Source organism: Rhodococcus sp. AH-ZY2, assembly GCF_030916465.1.
Taxonomy (GTDB): Bacteria; Actinomycetota; Actinomycetes; order Mycobacteriales; family Mycobacteriaceae; genus Rhodococcus; species Rhodococcus ruber.
The window spans coordinates 318,410-342,690 of sequence record NZ_CP126458.1; the positions used below are offsets into that span (position 1 = coordinate 318,410).

At 72.3% G+C, this 24,281-nt stretch carries 17 protein-coding genes; 7 read left to right on the top strand and 10 right to left on the bottom strand.

What is annotated here, in order from left to right; translation table 11 throughout:
- Window positions 1-10 precede the first annotated feature (10 nt).
- From purB to QNA09_RS02450, 3 genes are all read left to right on the top strand, one after another.
- Complete coding sequence (gene purB / locus QNA09_RS02440; protein ID WP_040273944.1) at window positions 11-1,432, top strand: adenylosuccinate lyase; 1,422 nt, start codon at window positions 11-13, stop codon at window positions 1,430-1,432.
- A 112-nt stretch (window positions 1,433-1,544) separates the two neighbouring features.
- Window positions 1,545-2,123 carry a TetR/AcrR family transcriptional regulator gene (locus QNA09_RS02445; protein WP_010593755.1) on the top strand — a complete coding sequence of 193 codons (579 nt, stop codon included), beginning with the start codon at window positions 1,545-1,547 and terminating at the stop codon, window positions 2,121-2,123.
- Entirely contained in the window at window positions 2,120-2,557 is a 438-nt protein-coding gene (locus QNA09_RS02450) for an HIT family protein (protein ID WP_010593756.1), read from the top strand. Before QNA09_RS02445 ends, QNA09_RS02450 begins: the two co-directional genes overlap by 4 nt.
- Before the next feature lie 17 nt (window positions 2,558-2,574).
- On the opposite strand, the gene QNA09_RS02455 is transcribed toward QNA09_RS02450, so the two are convergent.
- Complete coding sequence (locus tag QNA09_RS02455; protein ID WP_010593757.1) at window positions 2,575-2,760, bottom strand: hypothetical protein; 186 nt, start codon at window positions 2,758-2,760, stop codon at window positions 2,575-2,577.
- A gap of 324 nt (window positions 2,761-3,084) precedes the next feature.
- On the opposite strand from QNA09_RS02455, the gene QNA09_RS02460 reads away from it, so the two are divergent.
- Window positions 3,085-4,284 carry a serine hydrolase gene (locus tag QNA09_RS02460; protein ID WP_119700268.1) on the top strand — a complete coding sequence of 400 codons (1,200 nt, stop codon included), beginning with the start codon at window positions 3,085-3,087 and terminating at the stop codon, window positions 4,282-4,284.
- A 69-nt stretch (window positions 4,285-4,353) separates the two neighbouring features.
- Here QNA09_RS02460 and QNA09_RS02465 read toward each other — a convergent pair whose 3' ends face one another.
- Together QNA09_RS02465 and QNA09_RS02470 are read right to left on the bottom strand one after the other, a co-directional pair.
- Entirely contained in the window at window positions 4,354-5,640 is a 1,287-nt protein-coding gene (locus tag QNA09_RS02465) for an MFS transporter (protein ID WP_234575086.1), read from the bottom strand.
- A gap of 257 nt (window positions 5,641-5,897) precedes the next feature.
- Window positions 5,898-6,404: a MarR family winged helix-turn-helix transcriptional regulator gene (locus tag QNA09_RS02470; RefSeq protein WP_119699396.1), complete on the bottom strand. Its 507-nt coding sequence runs from the start codon at window positions 6,402-6,404 to the stop codon at window positions 5,898-5,900.
- A 528-nt stretch (window positions 6,405-6,932) separates the two neighbouring features.
- Here QNA09_RS02470 and QNA09_RS02475 point away from each other — a divergent pair.
- Window positions 6,933-8,366: a DUF1254 domain-containing protein gene (locus QNA09_RS02475; protein WP_119699397.1), complete on the top strand. Its 1,434-nt coding sequence runs from the start codon at window positions 6,933-6,935 to the stop codon at window positions 8,364-8,366.
- 58 nt (window positions 8,367-8,424) lie between these two features.
- Here the strand turns inward: QNA09_RS02475 and QNA09_RS02480 are convergent, their stop codons facing one another.
- From QNA09_RS02480 to QNA09_RS02490, 3 genes are all read right to left on the bottom strand, one after another.
- Complete coding sequence (locus tag QNA09_RS02480) at window positions 8,425-8,685, bottom strand: Ada metal-binding domain-containing protein (protein ID WP_010593761.1); 261 nt, start codon at window positions 8,683-8,685, stop codon at window positions 8,425-8,427.
- Window positions 8,682-9,404, bottom strand: a complete 723-nt coding sequence (locus tag QNA09_RS02485; protein ID WP_017680589.1) for a 2OG-Fe(II) oxygenase — start codon at window positions 9,402-9,404, stop codon at window positions 8,682-8,684. Before QNA09_RS02485 ends, QNA09_RS02480 begins: the two co-directional genes overlap by 4 nt.
- A gap of 148 nt (window positions 9,405-9,552) precedes the next feature.
- A complete protein-coding gene (locus tag QNA09_RS02490) occupies window positions 9,553-9,990 on the bottom strand; it encodes a MarR family winged helix-turn-helix transcriptional regulator (RefSeq protein ID WP_010593764.1) in 438 nt (145 codons plus the stop codon).
- A 76-nt stretch (window positions 9,991-10,066) separates the two neighbouring features.
- Here QNA09_RS02490 and QNA09_RS02495 point away from each other — a divergent pair, with 76 nt between their 5' ends.
- Entirely contained in the window at window positions 10,067-11,902 is a 1,836-nt protein-coding gene (locus tag QNA09_RS02495; protein ID WP_119699398.1) for an ABC transporter ATP-binding protein, read from the top strand.
- Between the two features lie 7 nt (window positions 11,903-11,909).
- Here QNA09_RS02495 and QNA09_RS02500 read toward each other — a convergent pair whose 3' ends face one another.
- The 4 genes from QNA09_RS02500 to QNA09_RS02515 are packed head-to-tail and all read right to left on the bottom strand — an operon-like array spanning window position 11,910 to window position 16,214.
- Window positions 11,910-12,563 (bottom strand): isochorismatase family protein, encoded by a 654-nt coding sequence (locus QNA09_RS02500; RefSeq protein WP_119699399.1) that lies wholly within the window; start codon window positions 12,561-12,563, stop codon window positions 11,910-11,912.
- 28 nt (window positions 12,564-12,591) lie between these two features.
- On the bottom strand, window positions 12,592-14,241 hold the full coding sequence (locus QNA09_RS02505; protein WP_102031085.1) for a (2,3-dihydroxybenzoyl)adenylate synthase: 1,650 nt from the start codon (window positions 14,239-14,241) through the stop codon (window positions 12,592-12,594).
- 15 nt (window positions 14,242-14,256) lie between these two features.
- Window positions 14,257-15,027, bottom strand: a complete 771-nt coding sequence (locus QNA09_RS02510) for a 2,3-dihydro-2,3-dihydroxybenzoate dehydrogenase (protein WP_017680593.1) — start codon at window positions 15,025-15,027, stop codon at window positions 14,257-14,259.
- Window positions 15,024-16,214 (bottom strand): isochorismate synthase MenF, encoded by a 1,191-nt coding sequence (locus QNA09_RS02515; protein WP_026137721.1) that lies wholly within the window; start codon window positions 16,212-16,214, stop codon window positions 15,024-15,026. Before QNA09_RS02515 ends, QNA09_RS02510 begins: the two co-directional genes overlap by 4 nt.
- Before the next feature lie 175 nt (window positions 16,215-16,389).
- On the opposite strand from QNA09_RS02515, the gene QNA09_RS02520 reads away from it, so the two are divergent.
- Window positions 16,390-24,126 (top strand): non-ribosomal peptide synthetase, encoded by a 7,737-nt coding sequence (locus QNA09_RS02520; RefSeq protein WP_119699400.1) that lies wholly within the window; start codon window positions 16,390-16,392, stop codon window positions 24,124-24,126.
- The last annotated feature ends 155 nt before the right edge of the window (window positions 24,127-24,281 follow it).

The following is a 24,281-nucleotide window of genomic DNA, read 5'->3' on the forward strand; positions in this document are numbered from 1 at the left end:
CTGATGTCCTGTGAGTCGCATCCCGAACGTCCTTGCCACCCGTTACGCCAGCCCGGACCTGACCGCGCTGTGGTCGCCGGAGCACAAGATCGTGCTCGAGCGCCAGCTGTGGCTGGCGGTTCTGCGGGCGCAGGCGGAGCTCGGGATCGACGTCCCCCGGGAGGCGCTCGCCGATTACGAGCGGGTGCTCGAGCAGGTCGACCTCGAGTCGATCGCGGCGCGGGAGCGCGTCACCCGCCACGACGTGAAGGCCCGCATCGAGGAGTTCAACGCCCTCGCCGGCCACGAACACGTGCACAAGGGCATGACCAGCCGCGACCTCACCGAGAACGTCGAGCAGCTGCAGATCCTGCGTTCGCTCGAGCACGCCCACGCCCACGGTGTCGCGATCGCCGCGCGGCTGGCCGAGCGCGCCGCCGAGTACTCGACGCTGGTGATGGCGGGCCGGTCGCACAACGTCGCGGCGCAGGCCACCACTCTCGGCAAGCGGTTCGCGTCCGCCGCCGACGAGTTGCTCATCGCGCTCACCCGGTTGCGCGAGCTGATCGCCCGGTATCCGCTGCGCGGCATCAAGGGACCCATGGGCACCGCGCAGGACATGCTCGACCTGCTCGGCGGTGACGCCGACAAGCTCGCGCGTCTCGAGGCGAAGGTCGCCGAGCACCTCGGCTTCGCGAACGTGCTCACCAGCGTCGGCCAGGTCTATCCGCGCTCCCTGGACCACGACGTGCTCTCCGCGCTCGTGCAGGTCGCGGCCGGGCCGTCGTCGTTCGCGCACACCATCCGCCTGATGGCCGGGCACGAGCTCGTCACCGAGGGCTTCCAGCCGGGCCAGGTCGGCTCGTCCGCGATGCCGCACAAGATGAACACCCGTTCCTGCGAGCGGGTCAACGGCCTGCAGGTGGTGCTGCGCGGGTACGCGTCGATGGCCGCCGAGCTCGCCGGCGCGCAGTGGAACGAGGGCGACGTGTTCTGCTCGGTCGTGCGGCGCGTCGCACTGCCCGACGCGTTCTTCGCCCTCGACGGACTGATGGAGACCTTCCTGACCGTCCTCGCCGAGTTCGGTGCCTACCCGGCGGTGATCGAGAAGGAACTCAACCGCTACCTGCCGTTCCTGGCGACCACGAAGGTGCTCATGGCGGCGGTGCGCGCGGGCGTCGGCCGCGAGACGGCGCACGAGGTCATCAAGGAGCATGCGGTCGCCGTGGCACTGGCGATGCGCGAGCAGGGCCGCGAGCCGGACCTGCTGGACCGGCTGGCCGCCGACGAGCGGCTGCCACTGGATCGAGCGGCCCTCGACGCCGCGCTGGCCGACCGGTCGGCGTTCGTCGGTGCCGCACAGGCGCAGGTCGCCACCGTTGTCGCGGCGGTGCAGGACCTCGTCGAGCAGTACCCGGACGCCGCGAAGTACACGCCGGCGCCGATCCTGTAGGGATCGTCCGGGACAAGGCTGCCGGGGGGAGTTGTCAGATGGGGGTAGCCGAAATGCAGGGGAGAAGATGTTGGCCGGGAAGCCGGGTAATGCCGTACGGATCCGGGATGCGGTGCGGACGCGAGCCGCGCTGCTCGACGCCGCGACGGAGGTGTTTCTCCGCGACGGGTACGCCGCGGCGGCGACCGAGGAGATCGTCGCCGTCGCGGGCGTGACCCGCGGGGCGCTCTACCATCACTTCGCGAACAAGCGGGATCTGTTCCGCGGGGTCGTGGAGCGGATGCAGGTGGAGACCGAGGAGACGCTCGCGGCGATCGAGGGCAGCGATCCGTGGGAATCGTTCACCGCCGCGGTGCTCGCCTCGCTCGATGTCGTGTACGACCCGGCGATCCGGCGTCTGCTGCTCATCGAGGCCCCCGCGGTGCTGGGCTGGGCGGAGGTCCGGGAGGGGCACCGCAAGAACACCATCATGATCACCGAGCGCGCGCTGCGGGCCATCGCGCGGCGCAGCGGCGAACCGGCACCGCAGTCGTCGGCGCTGGCGCACATGATCGTCGCGGCCGTCGAGGAGGCCATGCTCTACCTCGCCCACAGCGACGACCCCATCCGCGAACGGCCGGAGGTGCAGGCGCAGCTGCTGCAGCTCCTCGAAGGCGTCCGGCGGCCGGCACCCGTTCAGGAGAGTGCGTGAGCGACTGCGTGTTCTGCGCGATCGTCGCCGGCGCCGCGCCGGCGAGCATCGTGTTGGACGAGCCGGATGTGCTGGCGTTCATGGACATTCGTCCGTTCACACCCGGGCACCTGCTGGTGATCCCCAAGCGCCACGCATCCGGCCTCGCGCACCTCGCCCCACAGGACGGCGCGCGGGTGTTCGACGCGGGCCGGCGCATCGCGACCGCGCTGCGCGCGAGTTCGCTTCCCATCGAGGGGGTCAACCTCTTCCTGGCCGACGGCGCCGCCGCCGGCCAGGAAGTGTTCCACGTGCACCTGCACGTCGTTCCGCGCCGTCGCGGCGACGGTTTCGGACTGCGGGCCGTGCCGCGCACCCCGAACCGCGCCGTGCTCGACGGCACCGCCGAGACCGTGCGGGCAGCGCTGGCCGACGCCGGGGGCAGCCCCGGCTGAGACCGAGTCGTCCGGGCTCAGCCGGCCAGGTCGTCCGGACCCACTTCGTCGTCGCGCCACGCCGACGCGCTGACGCCCTGGCTCGACCGCAGCCACCGGATGCCGGCGGCCAGGGCCAGGACGAGCGAGCCGACGAGGAGGACTGCGCGGCCGGACGAACGCCCGCGCAGCAGGATGGCCGGAGAAGGTGAGGAATCGGGCACCGCACCATCCTGCCTCATCTCGGATGCGACGGACGGGTGCCCGCCGCGGGCCGCGACTGTATTGCCCGCATCTCCCGGGTGCGGGAGACTGTCCGGGGGCGATGGCCCGGCGAGTCGCAGGCGTCCGAGGAGGCGGTCGTGCAGTTCGGATCGTGGCGGTCGACGAGCCGGACGACATGAACGTCGTCGTCGGACAGGTTCGTCGCGACCGTCGGGGATCTGCACGAAGCGCTCGTCGGACTGCCGCGCCCGATCGGCTACCCGCGCGGCCCTGTGCCGCATCGCCGGTACCGCGTGTGCCGCACCACGCGAGAGGAGACGACCGTGTCCGCTCGAATATCCCGGCACCCGGGGATCCACGGATACGCGCGCGACGACTTCGCGGCCGTGCGGCAGGCGTTCGCCGAGAACTTCTCCCACCGTAGGGAGTTGGGTGCCGCATGCTGCGTCTACTACCGCGGGGAGAAGGTGGTCGATCTGTGGGGCGGGGTACGGGACAAGACGACCGGCGCGCCGTGGGAACGGGACACCATGACGCTGGTGTTCTCCGCCACGAAGGGGATGACCGCCGTGACCGTCGCGCTGGCCCATTCCCGCGGCTGGCTCGATTTCGACGAGCGGGTCTGCACCTACTGGCCCGAGTTCGCGCAGAACGGCAAGGAACGGATCACCGTCCGCCAACTGCTGGCCCACCAGGCCGGGCTGTTCGGCTTCGACGAGCCGGTGGATGCCGGGGTCATCGCCGACCCGGACCGGCTGGCCGCGATCATGGCCCGCCAGAGACCGGAGTGGGCGCCGGGGGAGCGCCAGGCCTACCACGCGATCAGCCTCGGCTTCTATCAGGGTGAACTCGTTCGCCGGGTCGACCCGCAGCACCGCACGCTCGGGCAGGTCTTCCAGGACGAGATCGCGACCCCGCTGGGGCTGGAGTTCTACATCCGCCTCCCGGCCTCCGTTCCCGACGCCCGACTTGCCCCGCTGGTGATGCGGAACCCCCTCCGGAATCTCGCCGAGCTGTCGCCGCGGCTGTTTCCGGCGTTCCTGAACAAGCGGTCGGTGTTCTACCGCTCGCTGGTCGCCAACCCGGGAACGCTCGTGGCACTGGACCCGGACACGATCTACGCGCGCGATCTGGAGGCGCCGTCCGGCGGAGGCGTGGGCACGGCACGCGCCCTGGCGCACGCCTACGGTGTCCTGGCCACCGGCGGTGCGGAACTCGGCATGCGCCCGGAAACGCTGCACGAACTGACGGCCCCGCCGGTGCCGCCCCGGGACGGTTTCCACGACGCGTGCATGCTCGGGGACATCCGGTTCGCCCTCGGTTTCATGCGCCCGAGTCCCGACTGGTCTTTCGGCGGCCCCCGGTCGTTCGGCGCGCCCGGTGCCGGCGGTTCCTTCGGCTACGCCGATCCGGATGCCGGGATCGGCTACGGCTACGTCTGCAACCGCATGGGCAAGTCTCGGAACGATCCGCGCGACGTCGCCTTACGTGCCGCGATGACCGGCGCCGTCACGTCGGCCTGATCCGGGGCGGTCGCCTACCGGGCGCCGGGCGCATCAACCGAAAGACCCCTCCGGAGAGGGGGTTCGGAGTCAGGCCTTCGACAGCGCCGTCGGGCGGGGTTCGGTGTCGACGCCGGGGATCCCACGCCCGCGCAGGGACGCGCCGGCCGTCTCGGCCACGAAGTACAACGCGACGAGACCGACGACGCACGCGCCCATCATGTAGAAGGCGGGGACGAGGTCGTTGCCGGTCCGCTCCACCAGCCACTCGTTCACCGCCGGGGCGGTCCCGCCGAACAGCGACGTCGAGACGTTGTAGGCGATCGCGAAGCCGGCGAAGCGCACGTGGGTGGGGAACATCGCCGGGAAGGTCGCCGAGATGGTCGACAGCTGCAGCACGTACAGCAGGCCCAGGACCGTGAACGCGACGATGGCCCAGGCGAAGCTCACGGTCATGAGCATGTACATCGGAATCGCGAGCAGCAGCAGCCCGCCCATCGAGATCAGCCACATCGGCTTGCGGCCGATCCGGTCGGACAGCGAGCCCGCGAACGGAATGACCGCCATCATGGCGAGCTGCCCGATGACGACGAGGGACAGCGAGGCGGTGCTCGACAGACCGATGCGGTTCTCGAGGTAGGTCGGCATGTAGCTCAGCAGGGTGTAGTTGCAGACGTTGAGCGCGACGACCAGACCCATCAGCGTCACGATCGGCTTCCAGTACTGCGAGAGCAGACTCCTGAACTGCGTGCCGGTGTCCTGCTCGACCTCCCCGTCGGCCTCGAGTTCGCGGAACACCGGGGTGTCCTCGAGCTTCGACCGCAGGTACAGCCCGACGAGGGCGAGGGGTCCGGCGACGAAGAACGGCAGGCGCCAGCCCCACGTGCTCATGAACGCGTCGGTGGAGAGCAGATCGATGGACAACACGATGAGCGCGCCGAACGAGAAGCCGGCGAGAGTGCCGAACTCGAGGAAGCTGCCGAAGAACCCGCGCTTACGGTCGGGGGAGTACTCGGCCATGAAGGTCGCCGCACCACCGTACTCGCCGCCGGTGGAGAAGCCCTGGATCATGCGCAGCAGCACCAGCAGCAGCGGTGCCCAGAAGCCGATGGAGGCGTACGAGGGAATGGCACCGAGCAGGACGGTCGCCGTGCCCATCAGGATGATCGTCAGCGCAAGCACCTGGCGGCGTCCGAGCCGGTCGCCGAGGGGACCCCACACCAGCCCACCGAGCGGACGTACGAGGAAGGACACGGCGAAGACACCCAGGGTGAGCAGCGTGGCCGATTCCAGATCGCCGGGGAAGAACGAGTCGGCGATGTAGGTGGCGGTGTAGGCGTATACGCCGTAGTCGAACCACTCCGTGAAGTTGCCCATGGCCGAGGCGCTGATCGCGCGCCGCAGATGACCGGGTCGGACCTCGGAGTGCACGTCGGTATCGCCGGTGGGTCTCAAGACACATCCCTTCGTTCGGACAACCGTTCCGGCGTACCCGACGGGCGGCCGTCCGATCCATTCGATGTGCAGTGAGAAGTAGTTTGTTACCCTTCCGTAATGTTTTTCCTGCGGGTTCCCGCATGGTGGGAGTGTGGATCTGCCGATCGACCCCCGGGGAAGGCCCGGATCTCGCGTGCCTAGTGTTGATCGAGGGCGCCGGCGCGCAGCGCGGCGGCATTGATGCGGGTCAGCACGTCGTGCAGTTCCTCGAGCTCGGCGAGGCTCACCCCGAGCCGGCGCACCACCGTTTCGGGCACCGTCTCCGCCCGTTTCCGCAGTGCACGTCCCGCGTCGGTGAGGTCGACGACGAGCTGACGCTCGTCCTGGGGGCTCCGGGTGCGGGTGATCAGACCGAGCGACTCCAGTCGTTTGAGAAGCGGGGACAGGGTGGGCGAGTCCAGTTGGAGGGCCCGGCCGATTCCCTTGACCGACATCGGCGCGTCCCCCCACAACGCCAGCATCACGAGGTACTGCGGGTGGGTCAGGCCGAGCGGTTCGAGCACCGGCCGGTACACCGAAAGGACCGCGCGGTTGGTGACGGACAGGGCGAAGCAGACCTGACGGTCGAGGGCGAGGGGGTCGGTCGTCGCCCTCGACGACCCGGCTTCGGCCCCGGTCGAGTGGGGGCGGGCCTCCGTGCTCATGGCCTCGATGCTACCCAACCGGAACCTGCCGGCGACGGTCGCCGGACGGGCCGCGCAGCGACTCCGGCGCCGGTATCGCAGGCCGACGAGAGATTCCGGCCGGTGTGGAGTCCCCGCGAGGTGGCATCGCCCCATGGGTAATGCCTCCGAAAAGGACTGTCGGACCGTCGATTACCGAACGAACGGGGCTCCGGTCGCCTCGATGCGTGAATCGCACTGCATCACAGAGCAATTCGACCTCCGCGGAGAGACGCGTGAGACGGTCTGGTTGTGATCCTCGACGCCCGGTTCGCGAAGAACGACTGGTTCGCGGACCACTCGGACAGGCGGAGTGGCGCAGCACGGCGGGCGCCGGAACCCGGGAGCGCCGTGCCGCGCACCCGGGATTCGAGGAACTCCCCTCCATCCGGGCAGACGACACGCCAGACTGGATACCACCCGAGTTCGAGAAGTGCTACCGGCCGGAGGAATCGAAGAGCGCCGACGGCGACGAGTTGCGGTCTCGGCCGTGAAGGCAGGAGGAAATCGATGACCTCGCATGCGAACACCACACCGATTCCACCCGGGATCGCGATGCCGGACGAGGTCCGGACCCGGTTGGGCACGTTGCGATTCTTCGACGGGGTCCCCGACGACGCGGCGACCCGGACGCTGTTCGACAACCTGGACTTCCAGCGGGCGGTCCAGGCGTACCTGCTGGGGCTGGCCCCGGTCGCCGTGGCGGCGATGCGTAAGGCGCTGGTGCAGTGGGGGCCGGTGAACGCCACCCTGGTGATGTGGGCGGACCTGGTCCATCCGCGATTCCTCGGCCTTGTCTACAACACGAGCACCTCGTACCACTACGCCTGGCTCGACCTGCGCGACGGGCCAGTCGTCGTCGAGGTCCCCCCGAAGGTATACGGCGCCGCAATCGATCCCTGGTGCCGGTGGGTGGTCGACGTGGGCCTCACCGGACCGGACCAGGGCCGCGGCGGCCGCTACCTGTTCGTGCCGCCGGGCTACGCCGGGCAGGTGCCGGACGGTGACCGGGTGGTGCGGTCACGCACCGTCGGGTTGTGGGTGGGCTGGCGGGGTTTCCGGGACGAACACGGTGATCCGCGCCCGGCGGTGGAGATGGTCGAGGCGCACACCCGGATTCATCCGCTCTCCCAAGCGGACGATCCCCCGTCGACGCGGTTCGTGAACGTCTCCGCCGAGCCGATGTGCGCCGTCGCCCCGGCCGACTTCCGGTTCTGGGAGATGCTCGACGAGGTGGTGCAGTCCGAACCGCCGGAGTCGGCCGACCCGCTCACCCTGGGCATGTTCGCCTCGGTCGGGATCCGTCGGGGCAGGCCGTTCGCCCCGGACGAGCGGATGCGCGCGATCCTGACCGAGGCGGCGACGGTCGGGGACGCGACCGCCCGCGCGCTGACCTACCGGTTCCGCCACCAGGAGGCGTACTACTACCCCGGCCGCGCCTGGCGCTCGGGCTTCCTCGGCGGCTACTCGTGCACGGAGGACGGGGCGTTGCTGCTCGACGCCGCCGCTCAACTCGACTTCTTGTACGGCAGTACCAGCCCGGCCTTCGATCAGAAGGCGGTCGGGACCGGGTCGCAGTACGCCCTCGCATTCGTCGACGCCACCGGCGCACCGTTCGACGGTGACCGGAGCTACCGGTTGCACGTGCCCCCGCACGTGCCGGTGAACAACTTCTGGTCGGTGCTGGTCTACGACACCCAGGCCCGGTCGATGCTGCAGACCGATCAGCAGTGGCCGTCGGTGACCAGCCAGGATGCGGACCTGGCCGTAAACGAGGACGGCTCGGTCGACGTCCACTTCGGGCCCGAACGACCCACCGAGGACTGCAACTGGATACAGACCCTGCCCGGCAAGGGCTGGTTCGCCATGTTCCGGCTCTACGGGCCTCTGGAGCCGTGGTTCGACAAGACCTGGAGGCTCCCGGACATCGAACCGGTCGGGTAGCGACCGGGCCGACGGGCACCGCTTCGGCGGGTACGCGGCGCAGAACGCGAACTGCCGCTCATCCGGCTCGGTCCGCCTTCCATGTCCGGTGGCGATCCGGCAGGCACACCGCGCACGGGCGGTAGCCGGCTGCGACGGCGTCGGATTCGCCGGCGAAGAAGACCCGGTCCCGGACGTAGCCGCCGCGCGCGATCGCCCGCCGCGCCGCGCGGCAGTCGAGTCGTCCGTAGATCCGGCCGCGACGGTGGCCGCCCAGTGTGCCGGGGGCTGCGCTGAGGTAGGGACGTCCGTCGCTCCCGACGAGCGTGTAGTGGGTCACCGTGCGTCGTGCAGGACGAGGCCGAGGGTGTGGCGGACGCCGGCGCGGACGGTGCTGACCCCGTGCCGGACGGGGGAGCGGGTCCAGCCGCGCGTGGATCGGGTGGGCCGGTCGCGGGTCGTGAAGATCAGGGCGTGACCTTGCTGCAGCACCGTGGCGGTGCCCCGGGACTGCGCGCGGGCGCGTTGCTCGACGAGGAGGAACTCGCCGCCGAGGTGGTCGTGGCCGGGCCGGTCGAGGCCGATCACCACCTGCAGCGGGAACACCAGGTCGCCGTAGAGGTCGCGGTGCAGGGCGTTCCAGTCGCCGGCGGTGTAGCGCAGCAGCAGGGGCGTCGGCTCGGTCTGTCCCGCGGCGCGGCAGGCGTCGAGCCAGTCGCCGAACTCGTCGGGCCACGGCGCGGGGTCGCCGAGGCGCTGTGCCCAGTCCCGTGCGACGGGCAGCAGCCGGTGGTAGAACGCCGCGCGCAACCGGGTGATGCCCTCGGGTACGGGACTGCCGAAATAGCGGTAGGTGCCTTTGCCGAAGCGATACCGCGCCATGTCGATCGTGCTGCGGAAGCGGCGTTCGTCGTCCCACATCGCGGTGACGCGTGCGCACTCGTCCGCGGTGAGCAGCGGCCCGGTCTGCGCGCACCCCGTCGCGTCGAGCTCGGCGACGAGCGCCGGCCAGTCCTGAGCCTCGACCCGCGCGGTGAGCGAGTCGGTCCGGTTGGTCATCGTTCCTCCTCCGGCCGGGCAGTCCACCCCGTAGACGCTCGTCGGGCGGGAAACGTGAGATCCGGCCGGGAGGTTCTCGCGGCGAACGGGAGGAAACCGGCGACGCCACTTGCGCGTTGCCGCGACAACCTCCCGCTCGTCGCGGCAGTCACCCGTCGGCGAGCTTGGTGAGCAGGCGGGCGAGTTCGGTGCGTTCGGGGCCGTCGAGACGGGCGAAGAACTCGGTGGCCTCGGCGTCGCGCGCGGCATCGAGTTCGGCGGCGATGCGGCGGCCCTCGTCGGTGAGGTGGACGCACACGGCGCGACGGTCGGCGGGGTCGGCGACGCGGCGGGTCAGGCCGCGGGTCTCGAGCCGGTCGATCACCTCGGTGGCCGAGCGCGGCGCGATGCGCAGCGCCTTGGCGACGTCACCGAGGCGCAGCGGCTCGGGGGAGTGCCCGACGACGTGCAGCGCGCGGTGCTCGTGCGGGGACAGCTCCCACGGACCGAGGGTGGCGTGCCAGCGGCGGCGCAGCGTGCGGGTGGCGGTCATCAGCAGGTCGCGCAGCGCCGGGTCGGTGGGGACGTCGGACATGATGCGGATCATACCTCACTTGACGGTTGCCTCTTAGTGAGGCAACCTCAACAAGTACGTTTCGTGCCTCACGAAGGAGGTGACGGGCATGATGCAGCCTCCGCCCGGCGGCGGGCCGGGACCGATGCGGCACGCCAAGCCCGACCCGCGCGACCGCGCCCAGCTCGAGGAATCCCCCGTGAGCGTGCGCCGCATCGGCGCGCTCTTCGCGCCCTACCGCTGGCAGGTTGCGCTCGTCGTCGGGCTCATCGTGGTCTCGTCGGTGATCACGCTCGTCAACCCGTTCCTCGTCCGCACCCTCATCGACCACGCGATTCCCGACCAGGACGTGCCGCTGCTGCTCGGCGCCGTCGGGGTGATGCTCGCCGTCACCGTCGTCGCCTCGATCCTCGGCGTGGTGCAGACGTGGATCTCCACCACGGTGGGCCAGCACGTCATGCACGACCTGCGCACCCGCGTGTTCGACCATCTGCAGCGGCAGTCCCTCGGCTTCTTCACCCGCACCCGCGGCGGGGAGATCCAGTCCCGGCTGACCAACGACATCGGCGGCATGCAGAACGTCGTCACCTCCACGGCGACCTCGATCGCCTCCAACGTCACCACCGTCGTCGGCACGGCCGTCGCGATGGCGGTGCTCAGCTGGCGGCTGTCGCTGCTGTCCCTGCTGGTGCTGCCGCCGGCGATCTGGCTCACCCGCAAGGTCGCCTTGATGCGCCGCGAGATCACCACCGTGCGCCAGCGTCGGCTCGCCGACATGCAGACCCAGATCGAGGAGAGCCTCTCGCTCAGCGGCGTCCTGCTCGGCAAGACCCTCGGCACCGGTCCCGCCATGTCGGAGCGCTTCGCCCGCACCTCCACCGAACTCGCCGACCTCGAGGTCCGCTCCCAGTTGTCCGGGCGCTGGCGCATGGCCACGATGAACATCGTCTTCGCCGCCATCCCGGCCCTGCTCTACCTCGTCGCCGGCCTGCCCGCGACGTCGGGCGGGATGACGATCGGCACCCTCGTCGCGTTCACCGGCCTGCAGGCCACCCTGTTCCGGCCGCTGATGAGCCTGCTCGACGTGGGCGTGTCGGTCACCGGGTCGCTGGCGCTGTTCAGCCGCATCTTCGAGTACCTCGACCTGACCGTCGAGATCGGCGAACCCACCGAGCCGGTGCACCTGGACCTCGGGCGCGTCGCCGGCGCCGTGCGGTTCGACGACGTCCGCTTCCGCTACGACGGTGCCGACCGGGACGCGCTCGCCGGCATCACCCTCGACGTGCCGGCGGGCTCGCACGTCGCGCTCGTCGGCGAAACCGGTTCAGGAAAAACAACTCTCGGGTCGCTCGTCGCGCGACTGTACGACCCCACGTCGGGGCGGGTGACGATCGACGGCGTCGACGTGCGCGACCTGCCGCTCGCCGACGTCGCGAGCCTGGTCGGTGTGGTCTCCCAGGAGACGTACCTGCTGCACGCCACGGTCCGGGAGAACCTGCGTCATGCCAAGCCCGACGCGACCGACGCCGAGATCGAGCAGGCCGCGCGCGCCGCGCACATCCACGACCTGCTGTGCTCGCTGCCGGACGGCTACGACACCGTCGTCGGGGCGCGCGGGCACCGCTTCTCCGGCGGCGAGAAGCAGCGCCTCGCCATCGCCCGCACCCTGCTGCGCGACCCGCGCATCCTGGTGCTGGACGAGGCGACCAGCGCCCTCGACAACGAGACCGAACGCGCGGTGCAGGCCGCGCTGGACGCGGCCCGCCGCGATCGCACGACCCTCACCGTCGCGCACCGCCTCTCGACCGTCCGCGACGCCGACACCATCGTCGTCCTCGACCGCGGCCGCATCGTGGAGCAGGGCAGCCACGACGAACTGCTCGCCCGCGACGGCCGATACGCCGCGCTCGCGGCCCGCACACAACCACAGGAAGTCGGCGTGTGACCGCCGCTCAGCCGGACACCGAAAGGGCGCCGGTCCGCAGGCGCCGCACCGCGTCCGCCGCCGGCACCACCGCAGCGCATCGCGCCGCGAGGTACTGCAGCGCCTCGGTGTGCTCCCGCCGGGAGAAGTCCGCGACCCCGTCCGCGACGACGAAGACCTGCACATCCCGCATGAACCCGTCCAGCGCGGTGCTCAGGCACCCGATGTGGGCGTAGACGCCGGTCACGACGAGCTGGTCCCGGCCCCACGCGTGCATCCGCTCCCGCAGGTCGGTGCGGATGAATGCGCTGTAGCGCCACTTGGTGAGCTGCACGTCGTCCTCGCGCGGCGCGAGTTCGGCGACGACGGACGTCAGAGCCGGGTCGTCGGCCAGGCCGGGACCCCAGAAGTCGGTGAGCAGGGCGCGCTCGGCGGGATCCTGATCGCCCGGCTGGGCGGTGTAGACGACGGGAATGCCCGCCTCGTACGCCGACTGCCGGATCGTATCGATGTTCGGCACCACCGTGGCCAGCGGATCCGCCGTGCGGTCGAACGCGCGGACGAAGTACTCCTGCATGTCGTGCACGAGCAGCACCGCCCGCCGCGGATCGATCGTCCAGTCGACGGTGCTCTCCGGCAGGTCCGTGGGCATCGGATAGGAGACGGACTTCGGCAGGGCCATGGCGGGATTCGCTTTCTGTCGTCGGGGATCAGTGCTGCAGGGTGGCGGCGAGCGCGCGGCGCAGCTCGGCGCGGCTGGTCTTGCCCACTCCGGTGACGGGGAAGGCGTCGACGAGGACCACCTTGTCGGGGATCTTGTACGCGGCCAGGCCCCGTTCCCGCAGGAACGCCTTCAGCGCCGGGGCTTTCGGCGTGGTCCCGTCGGCCACGACGAACACGCACGTGCGCTCCCCGAGGTAGGCGTCGGGCACGGCGACCACCGCGGCGTCCAGGACGTGGGGGTGGGCGAGCAGGTGGTTCTCCACCTCTTCGGCGGCGATCTTCTCGCCGCCCCGGTTGATCTGATCCTTCGCGCGGCCCTCGACGACGACGTAGCCGTCCTCGGTCAGGCGCACGAGATCGCCGGTGCGGTAGAACCCGTCGGGGGTGAACGCCGTCGCGTTGTGCTCGGGCGCGGCGTAGTAGCCGCGGATCGTGTACGGGCCGCGGGTGAGCAGGTGGCCCGTCGCGCCGGGGGCGACGGGCCGATCCTCGTCGTCGACGATCCGGATCTCGTCGTGCGGGCTGATGGGACGGCCCTGCGTGCCGACGACGGTGGTGTCGGGGTCGTCGAGCCGGGTGTAGTTGACCAGGCCCTCCGCCATCCCGAACACCTGCTGCAGGGTGCAGCCGAGTTCAGGCGTCACCCGCGCGGCCGCTTCGGCACCGAACTTCGCCCCGCCGACCTGCAGGACCCGCAGCGACGACAGGTCCCGCTCGGTGCGGGCCCGCGCCGCGAGCCACGCCAGGGCGAGCGGGGGCACGAGCGAGGCCATGGTGATCCCCTCCCGCTCGATCAGCTCGAAGGCGGTGTCGGGGCTCGGGTCCGGGGCCAGCACGACCGTGCCTCCGGCGTGCAGGACGCCGAGGATCCCGGGTGAGCTCATCGGGAAGTTGTGTGCCGCCGGCAGAACCACGAGCATCCGGGTGCCGGCGTCGACGCCGCAGATGCGGGCCGACTCGCGCACGGAGTACAGGTAGTCGGTGTGGGTGCGCGGGATCAGCTTCGGTGTGCCGGTCGTCCCACCCGAGAGCTGCAGGAACGCCACGGATTCCGGGTCGACGTCGGCGCACGCGTCCGGCTCGTGTGCGCGCAGCGCGTCGAGCGCGGTGAACTCCTGCGCGTCGCCGGCGACGATCACGACCGGGGGCCGGTCGAGAGCCGCGCACACCTGCCGGGCCAGCGCCCGGTAGTCGAATCCGCCGTGCTCGCCGGCGATCACGTACGCGGCGGCGTCGGTGAACCGGCAGAAGTACCCGATCTCGGCGCTGCGGTGCGCGGGCAGCGCGAACACCGGCAGCGCACCGAGACGGAACACCGCGAAGACCACCTCGGTGTACTCGACGATGTTGGGTAGCTGCACCAGGACCCGGTCGCCGCGCTGCACCCCGGCCGCCGCGAGGCCCGCGGCGATCCGGTCCGCCGTGTCGGACAGCTCGCGGTAGGTGATCCGTCGCTCGGTGCCGTGGGCGTCGCGGCCGACGAGCGCGACGCGCTCGCCGTGACGGTCGGCCCGGCCGGACAGGAACCGGACGAACGTCTCGTCCGTCCAGTAACCCGCGGCGCGGTAGAGTTCCGCGAACTCCCGCGGGTAGCCGGCGGTGGCGGCCAGGGGAGTCCGGGTGGCGGCGATCGTCACGGGGGTCCTTTCGGGTCAGGCGCGCAGCGTGGCGCCGCCGTCGACGTACAGGGTCTGCATGGTGATGTGGCGGGCGCTGTCCGAGAGCAGGAACGCGACGGCGTCCGCGATGTCGGCGGGCTCGGCGATGCGGCCCAGCGGAATACCCACCTTGAACGAGGCCGCGTCGCCGTCGATCGCGGTGCGGGCGCCCGCGTCGTCGCCCGGATCCGGCCACAGGGACCGTTGCATCGCGGTGTCCGTGGAACCGGGCGCGACGACGTTGGCGCGCACCCCGAATCGGGCCAGCTCGAGACCGAGCACCCGGACGATCATGTGGGCGGCGGACTTCGACGCCCCGTAGGCGCCCATCCCGACGCGGGGCACCCCCGCCGAGTTGGAGCCGACCGTGACGATCGCGCCGCGGCGACGTTCGCGCATTCCGCGGCCGACGACGCGCAGCACGTTGACCAGGCCGGTGACGTTGACGTCGAACATCTTCCGCCACTCGGCGGGATCGCAGTCGAGCACCGATCCGGTGGTGAACACACCCGCGACGTGGGCCAGCGCGTCGACCGGCCCGTGCTCGGCTTCCACCCGGGCGACCGCCTCGGCGACGGCGGCCGCATCGCACACGTCGAGACCGTGCACGGGAGCGGGCACGTCGAGCAGCGCGGCGGTCTCGGCCAGGCCGTCGAGATCCCGATCGGCGAGGACGACGCGGTGCCCGGCCCCCGCGAGGGTGCGGGCGGTGGCGCGGCCGATGCCGTGGGCCGCGCCGACGACGAGGGTGACGGACCGGCTCATCGTCGCACCTCGAGCGCGTCGAGCACCGTGCCGAACTTCGTTGTGGTCTCGGCGAGTTCGTCGAGTGGATCCGAACCGGCGACGATGCCGCCGCCGGCGTGGGTGGTGAGCGTGGTGCCGTCGGCGTCGAGGACGGCGCAGCGGATCGTCACCATCCATTCGCCGTCACCGTCCCGGTCGGCCCAGCCCACGGCACCGGCGTAGAAGCCGCGGTCGCCCTCCAGTTCGCGGATCAGTGCCCGGGCCGCGGCGGTCGGCGTGCCGCAGATCGCGGGGGTCGGATGCACGGCCAGAGCCAGGTCGAGCGCGGTGACCGACCGGTCCCGCAACCGGCCGGCGATCGGGGTGCCCAGGTGCCAGAGCTGCCGGGTGCTCGCCAGCGTCGGCGTACGGGGGATGTCGAGGTCGGTGCACAGCGGGTCGAGGCTCGTCCGCAGGGCCTCGACGACGTGGGCGTGCTCCGCGCGGTTCTTCTCCGATGCGGCGAGGCGTTGTGCGGTGCGCCCGTCCACCTCGGGATCCGGATGCCGGGGCGCGGACCCGGCCAGCGGATGGCATGTGACGAGGTCGCCGCGGCGCCGGACGAGCACCTCGGGGCTGGCGCCGACGAGGTGCCGGCCGGTCCACGCTCCGCCGGCGGCGGTGAGATCGACGGCGAAACCGTTTCCGGTGGGATCGTTTCCGGCCAGCCGGGCGAGCAGCGACATCGGGTCGACGGGTGCGTCCGCCCGCAGGAGCAGCGCCCGGGCCAGCACCACCTTCGCCAGGTCGTCGGCCGGATCGCGGAGCTGCCGCAGCGCCGTGGCCACCCGGTCGAGGTGTTCGTCCTCGGCGGGCAGTGTCGCGGCGATCCGCACCGGCGCGAGCGGGACGGCGGCGTCCCCGACGGGGTCCGGCTGGTGCCGCAGCGCGACGGGCGCCGTGAGCGCGGCGCGGTGATCGGGAGCGAACGGTAGCGCGCCGACGACGGCCGCCACCGAGCCGGCGCGCAGCGCGGCCGCGGCCTCGCCGGCCGAGTCGAACCGGACATCGACGCCCTCCGCCACGACGGTGCCGTGCGGACGCGACAGCACGAACGGGGCGGCGGTATCGGCCTGCCGCGGGGCGGCGGTATCGACTTGCCGCGAGGCGGCGGTATCGACTTGCCGCGAGGCGGCGGTGCCGCGGGCGGCGACCGGTGCTTGCATGTGCACAGACCTCTCGTAGCGGTGACAGGGGCGGTCGTGGTGCCGTGCACCCGACCCAGCAGAACATATACGGTTAGCCTAACCTTTGGTATCGTCACGTTTCGCGCCGGACCGGCTTCACCGCTCGTGATGCGATACGGCACAGTCGAATTCGACCGTAGAAAGGGGATCGATCGTGCCCACGTCCGGCCTGTCGACCTCGGAGTTTCCGCTGACGCGAGCCCAGTCCGGCGTGTGGTTCGCCCAGCAGCTCGACCCCGCGAACCCCGTCTTCAACACCGCGGAATGCGTCGAACTCCGCGGCGAGGTCGACGTCGCCGCCCTGCTGCGCGCGGTCCGGGAGACCGTCGCCGAAGCCGAGGTGCCGACCGCGGCCTTCGCCGTGCAGGCCGACGGATCGGTCGTCATCCGTCCCGGTGCACACGCGGCGCCGGAGCCTGCCGTCGTCGATCTGCGCCGCGAGCCCGACCCGGAAGCGGCCGCGCAGCACTGGATGCGCGAGGACCATACGCGCGTGCTCGACCCCGCACGGGAACTCTGCCTGCGCGCCGCCGTGCTCCGGCTCGACGACCGGCACACGGTTCTCTACCTGTGCATCCATCACCTGGTGATCGACGCCTACGGCTTTGGCCTGCTCACCCGGCGCATCGCCGAGCGCTACACCGCCGACGTGCTCGGGCGCCCGGTGCCGCCGGCGAGGTTCGCCCCGCTCGCCCCCGTCGTCGCCGAGGAGGCCGCCTATCGCGCGTCCGCGGACTTCGCCGCCGACCGGGACTTCTGGGCCGGCTACCTCGACGGCGCCGAGGACGCCGTGGCCCTCGCCGACGGTCCCGGCGGCATCGCCGTCCGCTGCCGCGGCGTGCGCCTGACCCTGACCGCCGAACAGCAGCAGGGACTCTCGCAGCTCGGCAAGACCACCGGGGCGAGCTGGGGCGACGTCGTCACCGCCGCCGTCGCCGCGTACCTGCGGGCCGCGACCGGACGCGGCGACGTGATCGTGGGATTCCCGGTGATGAACCGGCTGGGCAGCGCCGCGACGACCGTGCCGATGTCCGCGGTCAACGTCGTACCGCTGCGCCTGCGCCCCGAACCCGCCCGCACCCTCGCCGACCTCGTCGGCGACGTGCGCGCCGCGGTGGCGAACTGCCGTCCGCACCACCGCTACCGCGGGGAGGACATCCAGAACGACCTGCGCCTGCCCGCCGGCTCGCGCGGTGTCGTGGGGCCGTCCGTCAACGTCAAACCGTTCGGCGACCGGCTGCGTTTCGCGGACCTGCACGCCGCGGTGCATTCCGTGGCCCGGGGCCCGCTGCAGGACTTCATGGTCACCGCGCGGCCGCTCGACCACACCGGCGGCCTCGAGATCTGGGTGGACGCCGACGCCGACGCCTACACCGCCGACGACCTCGAGCGGCACGCCCGCCGGCTCGAACTCCTTCTCACCCGGGTCGCCGCGCTCACCGACCCGCACCGGCCGCTGGCCCGGCTGCAGATCCTCGACGCCGACGAGCGCCGCCGCCTCCTCGGCGAGCACAGCGGCGACGACCTGCCGGTGCCCACGGGCCTCACGCTGCCGGACCTGCTGGCCGCCCAGGTGGCCCGCGACCCGGACGCACCCGCGGTGCGCGATGCCGCCACCGCACTGACCTTCGGCGAACTGGCCGCGCGTTCGCGCCGACTCGCCCGGCACCTCCTGAGCGCCGGGCTCGGCCCGCAGCGGCGCGTCGCCGTCGCGCTGCCGCGCCGCACCGACACGCTCGTCGCGCTGTTCGCCGTCCTCGAGGCCGGCGCGACGTGCGTCCCGCTGGACCCCGACCATCCGGCCGAGCGACTCGCGCACGTGCTCGCCGAGACCGCGCCCGGTGTCGTGCTCACCGGCGGCAACGTCGCCGCACGTATCGCCGAGATCGCCTGCGCCGCGAGCCTGCCCGATCCGGTGAACCTCGACGAGCTGGACCTGCCCGGTTACGCCGACGAGCCGCTGACCCGCGCCGAACGCGGCCGACCGCTGCACGAGCTCGACGTGGCCTACCTCATCCACACCTCCGGGTCGACCGGCCGGCCCAAGGGCGTGGAGGTCCCGCACCGCGGGGCCGTCAACCTGTTCCACAGCCACCGCGCGCGCGTCTTCTCCCGGGCCCGCGCCGAGGCCGGCCGCGACCGCCTGCGGGTCGGGCACGTCTGGTCGTTCGCGTTCGACGCCTCGTGGGGCCCGCACCTGTGGCTGCTCGACGGGCACGAGCTGAGCATCGTCGACGAGACCACGCAGCGCGACCCGCACCGGCTCGCCGAACTCGCCCGCAGCGAGGGGTGGCACTTCGTCGAACTGTCGCCCGCGCAACTCGAGCAGATCGTCGAGGCCGACCTGCTGCGCGACGTGCCGACCCTCGGGTTCGGCGGCGACGCCGTCACCGACACCCTGTGGCGACGCCTGCGCGACCGGGACGGCGCCGCGTTCAACTTCTACGGCCCCACGGAGGGCACCGTCGACGTCCTCGTCGCCGAGGTGGGGGACGCGGCGGAACCCGTGATCGGCCGGCCGGTGGCGAACCTGCGTGCCTACGTGCTCGACGCCGCGCTCGAGCCCGTCCCCGAGGGGGTGGACGGCGAACTGTATGTCGCCGGTCCCGGCGTGGTGCGCGGCTACCTCGGCGCGCCCGGCGCGACGGCGGCGCGGTTCGTGGCGAACCCGTTCGGCGACAGCGAAACCCGCATGTACCGCACCGGCGACGTGGTGCGGTGGACCGCGGACGGCCGCCTCGCCTACCGTGGTCGCCGGGACGACCAGGTCAAGATCCGCGGCTTCCGCGTCGAACTCGGCGAGGTCGAGGCGGCGTTGCAGGAGCTGCCCGGCGTCACGCGGGCCGTCGCCGTGGCGCGCCCCGACGCGACCGGCACCGCGCGGCTCGTCGCCTACCTGGTGGGCGGCGAAAGCGACCCGGCGGCGGCCCGCGAGCACGTGGCGCGGCGGCTGCCGGCGCACATGGTGCCGTCGGCGTTCGTGTTCCTCGACGCGCTGCCGCTCACCTCGAACGGCAAGGTGGACCGCACGTCGCTGCCGGAACCGGACTTCGGGACTCTTGTCGGCGGGCGCGCGGCCGCCACCGAACGCGAACGCGTGCTGTGCGCCGCGTTCGCGGACGTCCTCGGCCTCGACACCGTCGGCGTCGACGACGACTTCTTCCTCCTCGGCGGTCATTCCCTCGCGGCGGCCAAGCTGATCGCGACGGTCCGCGACACGCTCGGCGTGGAACTGCCGATCCGCACCGTCTTCGACCACCCGACCGTCGAGGCGCTCGCCGCGCAGTGCCCGGACGGTGCTGCAGCGCTGCGGATCCCGCTGCGACCGGTCGAGCGCGGCGACCGGGCACCGCTGTCGGCGGGGCAGCAGCGGCTGTGGTTCCAGTTCCGCCTCGAGGGGCCGAGCCCGACCTACAACGTGCCGCTGACGCTGCGCCTGCGCGGTGTCCCCGATCCGGCGGCGCTGCGCGACGCGGTGCGCGCGGTCCTCGACCGGCACGAGGTCCTGCGCACCGTGCTCGAGGACCACGACGGCGTCGGCATGCAGCGCGCGCTCGCCGCACCCGAGGTGCCGTTCACCGCCCGCACCGTCCCGGCGTCCGGCCTGGACGCGGCGGCGGCGGCCGAGGCGCGGCACGCATTCGACCTCGAACGCGAGATCCCGATCCGGGTGGCGCTCTTCGACGACGGAGGCGCGGAGACCGTGCTGCTGGTGCTCGTGCACCACATCGCCGCCGACGAGCTGTCCGCCCCCATCCTGCTGCGCGAGCTCGGCGCCGCGTATGCCGCCGCGGCCGCCGGACGCTCCTGGACGCCGGCGCCGCTCCCGGTGCAGTACGCCGACTTCGCGGTATGGCACCGCGAGATCCTCGGCGGCGCAGACGGACTCGCGGACCGGCAGCTGGACTACTGGCGCGCCCGGCTGGACGGGATGCCCGAGGAGCTCGCCCTGCCCACCGACCGGCCGCGTGGGGTGACCGCCTCGTTCGTGGGCGGCACGGTCGAGCAGCCGGTGTCCCCGCACGTCGCCGACGCACTGCGCGCCGTCGCGCGCGCGGCGAACGTCACGATGTTCATGCTCGTGCACACCGCCGTCGCCGTCGCACTCGCACGCAGCGGCGCGGGGGAGGACCTCCCGATCGGCTCGCCCACCGCGGGCCGGCCCGCGGCCGAGCTGGACGGCCTCGTCGGGTTCTTCGTCAACATGGTGGTGCTGCGGACGGACCTGTCGGGTGACCCCACGCTCGCCGACCTGCTCGCCCGGGTCCGCAGCACCGATCTCGACGCCTACGCGCATCAGGACCTGCCGTTCGACCGTCTCGTCGAGGCCCTCGAGCCGGCTCGCAGCGCCGGCCGGCATCCGCTGTTCCAGGTGCTCGTGCAGCATCGCACCCCGCCCGTCGTCGACGCCTTCGCCGGTCTGGAACCGCGCGTGTCCACCGTCGACACCGGCGCCGCCCTGTTCGACCTGACCTTCGACGTGATCGAGGACGTGGACGGTGGCCTACGGGTGCGGGTGGAGTACGCGCGGGACCTGTTCGACCCGACCACGGCCGACGCGCTGGCGGGGCGCGTGGTGCGCGCCTTCGACGCCCTCGGGACGGATCCGCAGACCCGCCTGTCCGCGCTCGACCTGCTCTCCGACGACGAACGCGACCGCCTCCGCTCCGGCAGCCCGTACGTATGTATGGACGAGGTCGAGGACGTCGGGGCGGGCACCCTCGGCGACCTGTTCACCCGCCAGGCGCAGCGCACCCCGGAGGCGACCGCGCTCGTCACCGGCACCGAGACGCTGACCTTCGGGCAAGTGCACGCCCGCGCCGGCCGTCTGGCCCGCTACCTGATCGGCCGCGGCGTGGGACCGGAGACCGTGGTCGCGCTGATGCTGCCGCGCGGCACGGACGCGATCGTCGCGGCCCTCGCGGTGTGGCAGGCCGGCGGCGCCTACGTGCCGGTCGATCCCGGGTACCCGGTCGAGCGCGTCGAGCACATGCTCGCCGACTCCCGGCCCGTGCTCGTCTTCGACGAGGCCGCGCTCGCCGCGGTGGACCCCGCGCTGCCGGACACCCCGCTCGAGCCGGGCGAGCGTCTCGGCGCGGTCTCCGGCGACGGCGCCGCGTACATCGTCTACACCTCCGGTTCGACCGACCTCCCCAAGGGCGTCGTGGTGCCGCACCGGGGTGTGGTGAACCTGGTCGCGACGCAGCGCCGCCGGACCGTCGGCCGCGCGGAGGATCGGCCGCTGCGGGTGCTGCTCACCTACGCGCTGTCCTTCGATTCCTCGATCGATCCGTTGCTGTCCATGCTGGCCGGGCACACGCTGTACCTGCCGGACGCCGATCTGCTCGCCGACGCCGCCGCCACCGTGGACTACGTGCGCACCCACCGCATCGACGCCGTCGACTGCGTACCGTTGCTCATGACCGAACTGCTCGCCGCCGGGCTGTGCGAGCCTGCGGCGCCACACCGCCCGCGCCTGCTCGCGGTCGGCGGCGAGGCCGTGTCCGCGGACCTGTGGTCGACGCTCGGGTCGATCGACGGGGTGCGGGCGCTGAACATGTACGGCCCCACCGAATGCACGGTCGACGCCACCATTGCCGAGATCCGCGGAGTGCGCCCGCACATCGGGACGCCGATCGACGGTGCCCGGGTGTACGTGCTCGACGACCGCCTGTGCCTCGTGCCGACGGGCGTGGCCGGGGAGCTGTACGTCGGCGGGCCCGGCGTGACCCGCGGCTACCTGAACCGGCCCGGCCACAGCTCCACCCGGTACGTGGCCGATCCGTTCGGTGCCTCCGGAACCCGGCTCTACCGCACCGGCGATCGGGTGCGGTGGCTCGACGCGGGCGGCGACCGTCCGGTCCTCGAATATCTCGGCCGCAGCGACGATCAGGTCAAGATCCGCGGGTTCCGTATCGAGCTCGGCGAGATCGAGACCGTGCTGTCGGCGCATCCGTCGGTCGCGGGCTGTGTGGTCGTGGCACGCGAGGACGAACCGGGCCGGCGCCGGCTCGTCGGCTACGTCGTCGGCGATGCGACCGACCCGGAGGTGTTGCGGCAGCATATGTCCCGTCGCCTGCCCGAGCACATGGTGCCGGCCGCGGTCGTGGTGCTCGACGAGTTCCCGACCACCCCGAACGGCAAGGTCGATCGGCGGGCGCTGCCCGCTCCGGTCTTCGCGCCCGCCGGTGCGCCGCGCGCCCCGGCGAACGACCTCGAGCGGCGCCTGTGCGTGGTGGTGGCGGAGGTGCTGCACCTGGACGTGGTCGGGCCGGACGACGACTTCTTTTCCCTCGGCGGCGATTCCATCGTCTCGATCCAGCTCGTGTCGCGTGCTCGCGCGGCGGGACTGCGGTTCGCCGCGCGCGACGTCTTCGAACACCGCACCCCGGCGGGCCTGGCCCGGATCGTGCAGGTCGATCCGGTATCGGAGGCGACGGATCGGACCGCGGCCCTGGGTCTCGTCCCCGCGACCCCGATCGTGCACGACCTCCTCGACCGTGGCGGCCCCTACCGGAGATTCGCCCAGTCCCGGCTGCTGATCGCACCCCCCGGCCTCGACCTCGCCACCCTGGCCGGCGCGGTGGGCCGGGTGCTCGCGGGGCACGACGCGCTGCGTGCCGTCTTCGATCCGGTCGCACGGACCTTCGACGTCCGTGCCGCGGACGTCGTAGATCCGGCCGCGCTTGTCAGACGGGTGGACGTCCGGGGACTCGACGAGCGGGCGCGCTCGTCGGTGCTGTCCGAGGAGACCGACGTCGCGTGCGCCGCCCTCGATCCCGAGGCCGGCGCGATGATGCGGCTGGTCTTCTTCGACACCGGGCCGGACCGCCCGGGCCGGGTCCTGGTGGTGATACACCACCTGGTGGTCGACGGGGTCTCGTGGCGGATCCTGGTCCCGGACCTGGCCGCCGCGTGCGAGGGCGTCGAACCGGACGGCGGGGGAACACCGCTGCGGGCATGGGCGCGGGGACTGCTGGAGCAGGTCCCCGCGCGGCGCGGCGAACTGGCGTTGTGGCGCCGCGTCCTCGAACCCGCCGGGTGCGTGCGAATTGCCGGGCGGGACGTGGACCCGGTGCGTGACACGCTGGCCACGGTCGCGCGGGTGCAGGTGGAGGTCCCGGCGTCGGTGACCGAGGCGCTGCTGACCACCGTGCCGGAGCGGTTCCGCGCGGGTGTCGACGACGTGCTGCTGACCGCGTTGGCGCTGACCGTGCGCCGGGCGTGCGGCGGCGGGCCGGTCCCGGTGGACCGGGAGGGGCACGGACGTGAGGAGCAGGTGGTGCCCGGCGCCGACCTGTCCCGCACCGTCGGCTGGTTCACCACCCTGTATCCGGTCCGTCTCGACGTGTCGGCGGTGGACCTCGCCGAGGCCTTCGCCGGTGGGGCCGCCGCCGGTGCGGCGCTCAAGCTCGTCAAGGAGCAACTGCGGGAGATCCCGGACAGCGGAATCGGATTCGGCATGCTCCGTCACCTCGACCCCGACTCCGCGGCCGAGCTCGGGGCCGGACCGGCACCGGAGATCGGGTTCAACTACCTCGGCCGGCTGACCCTCGGCGACGGGACCGGCGCGCCGTGGACGGCGGCTCCGGAAGCCGGCGTGCTCGGTGGCGCCACCGACGAGGCGATGCCGGTGAGCCACGCGATCGAGGTCGGTGCCGTCACCGAGGAGACGCCGGCCGGGCCGGTGCTCCGCGCGACGTGGGGGTACGCCACCGGCGTCGTCACGGCGACCGTCGTCGCCGAGCTGGCACACGGCTGGGTCGCGGCGCTGCGTGCGCTCGCCGACCACGCCGCGCGCGACGACGCGGGCGGCTTCACGCCCTCCGATCTGACGCTGAGTGGTCTGGACCAGTCCGAGATCGACGAGTTCGCCCTGGAGTTCGGGTGAGTGTCTGTGCGCTGGGCCGGCAGGCGCGCCCGCAGGCCACCCCTGGCCGGCCCTGCGCACCTGTTCCTCACGATGCTGCGGTCGACCGACCCCGACACAGCCGGGCAGGACCGACCCCTACGCCGTCGTGCGCGAACTGCGACGCGCACTCGACC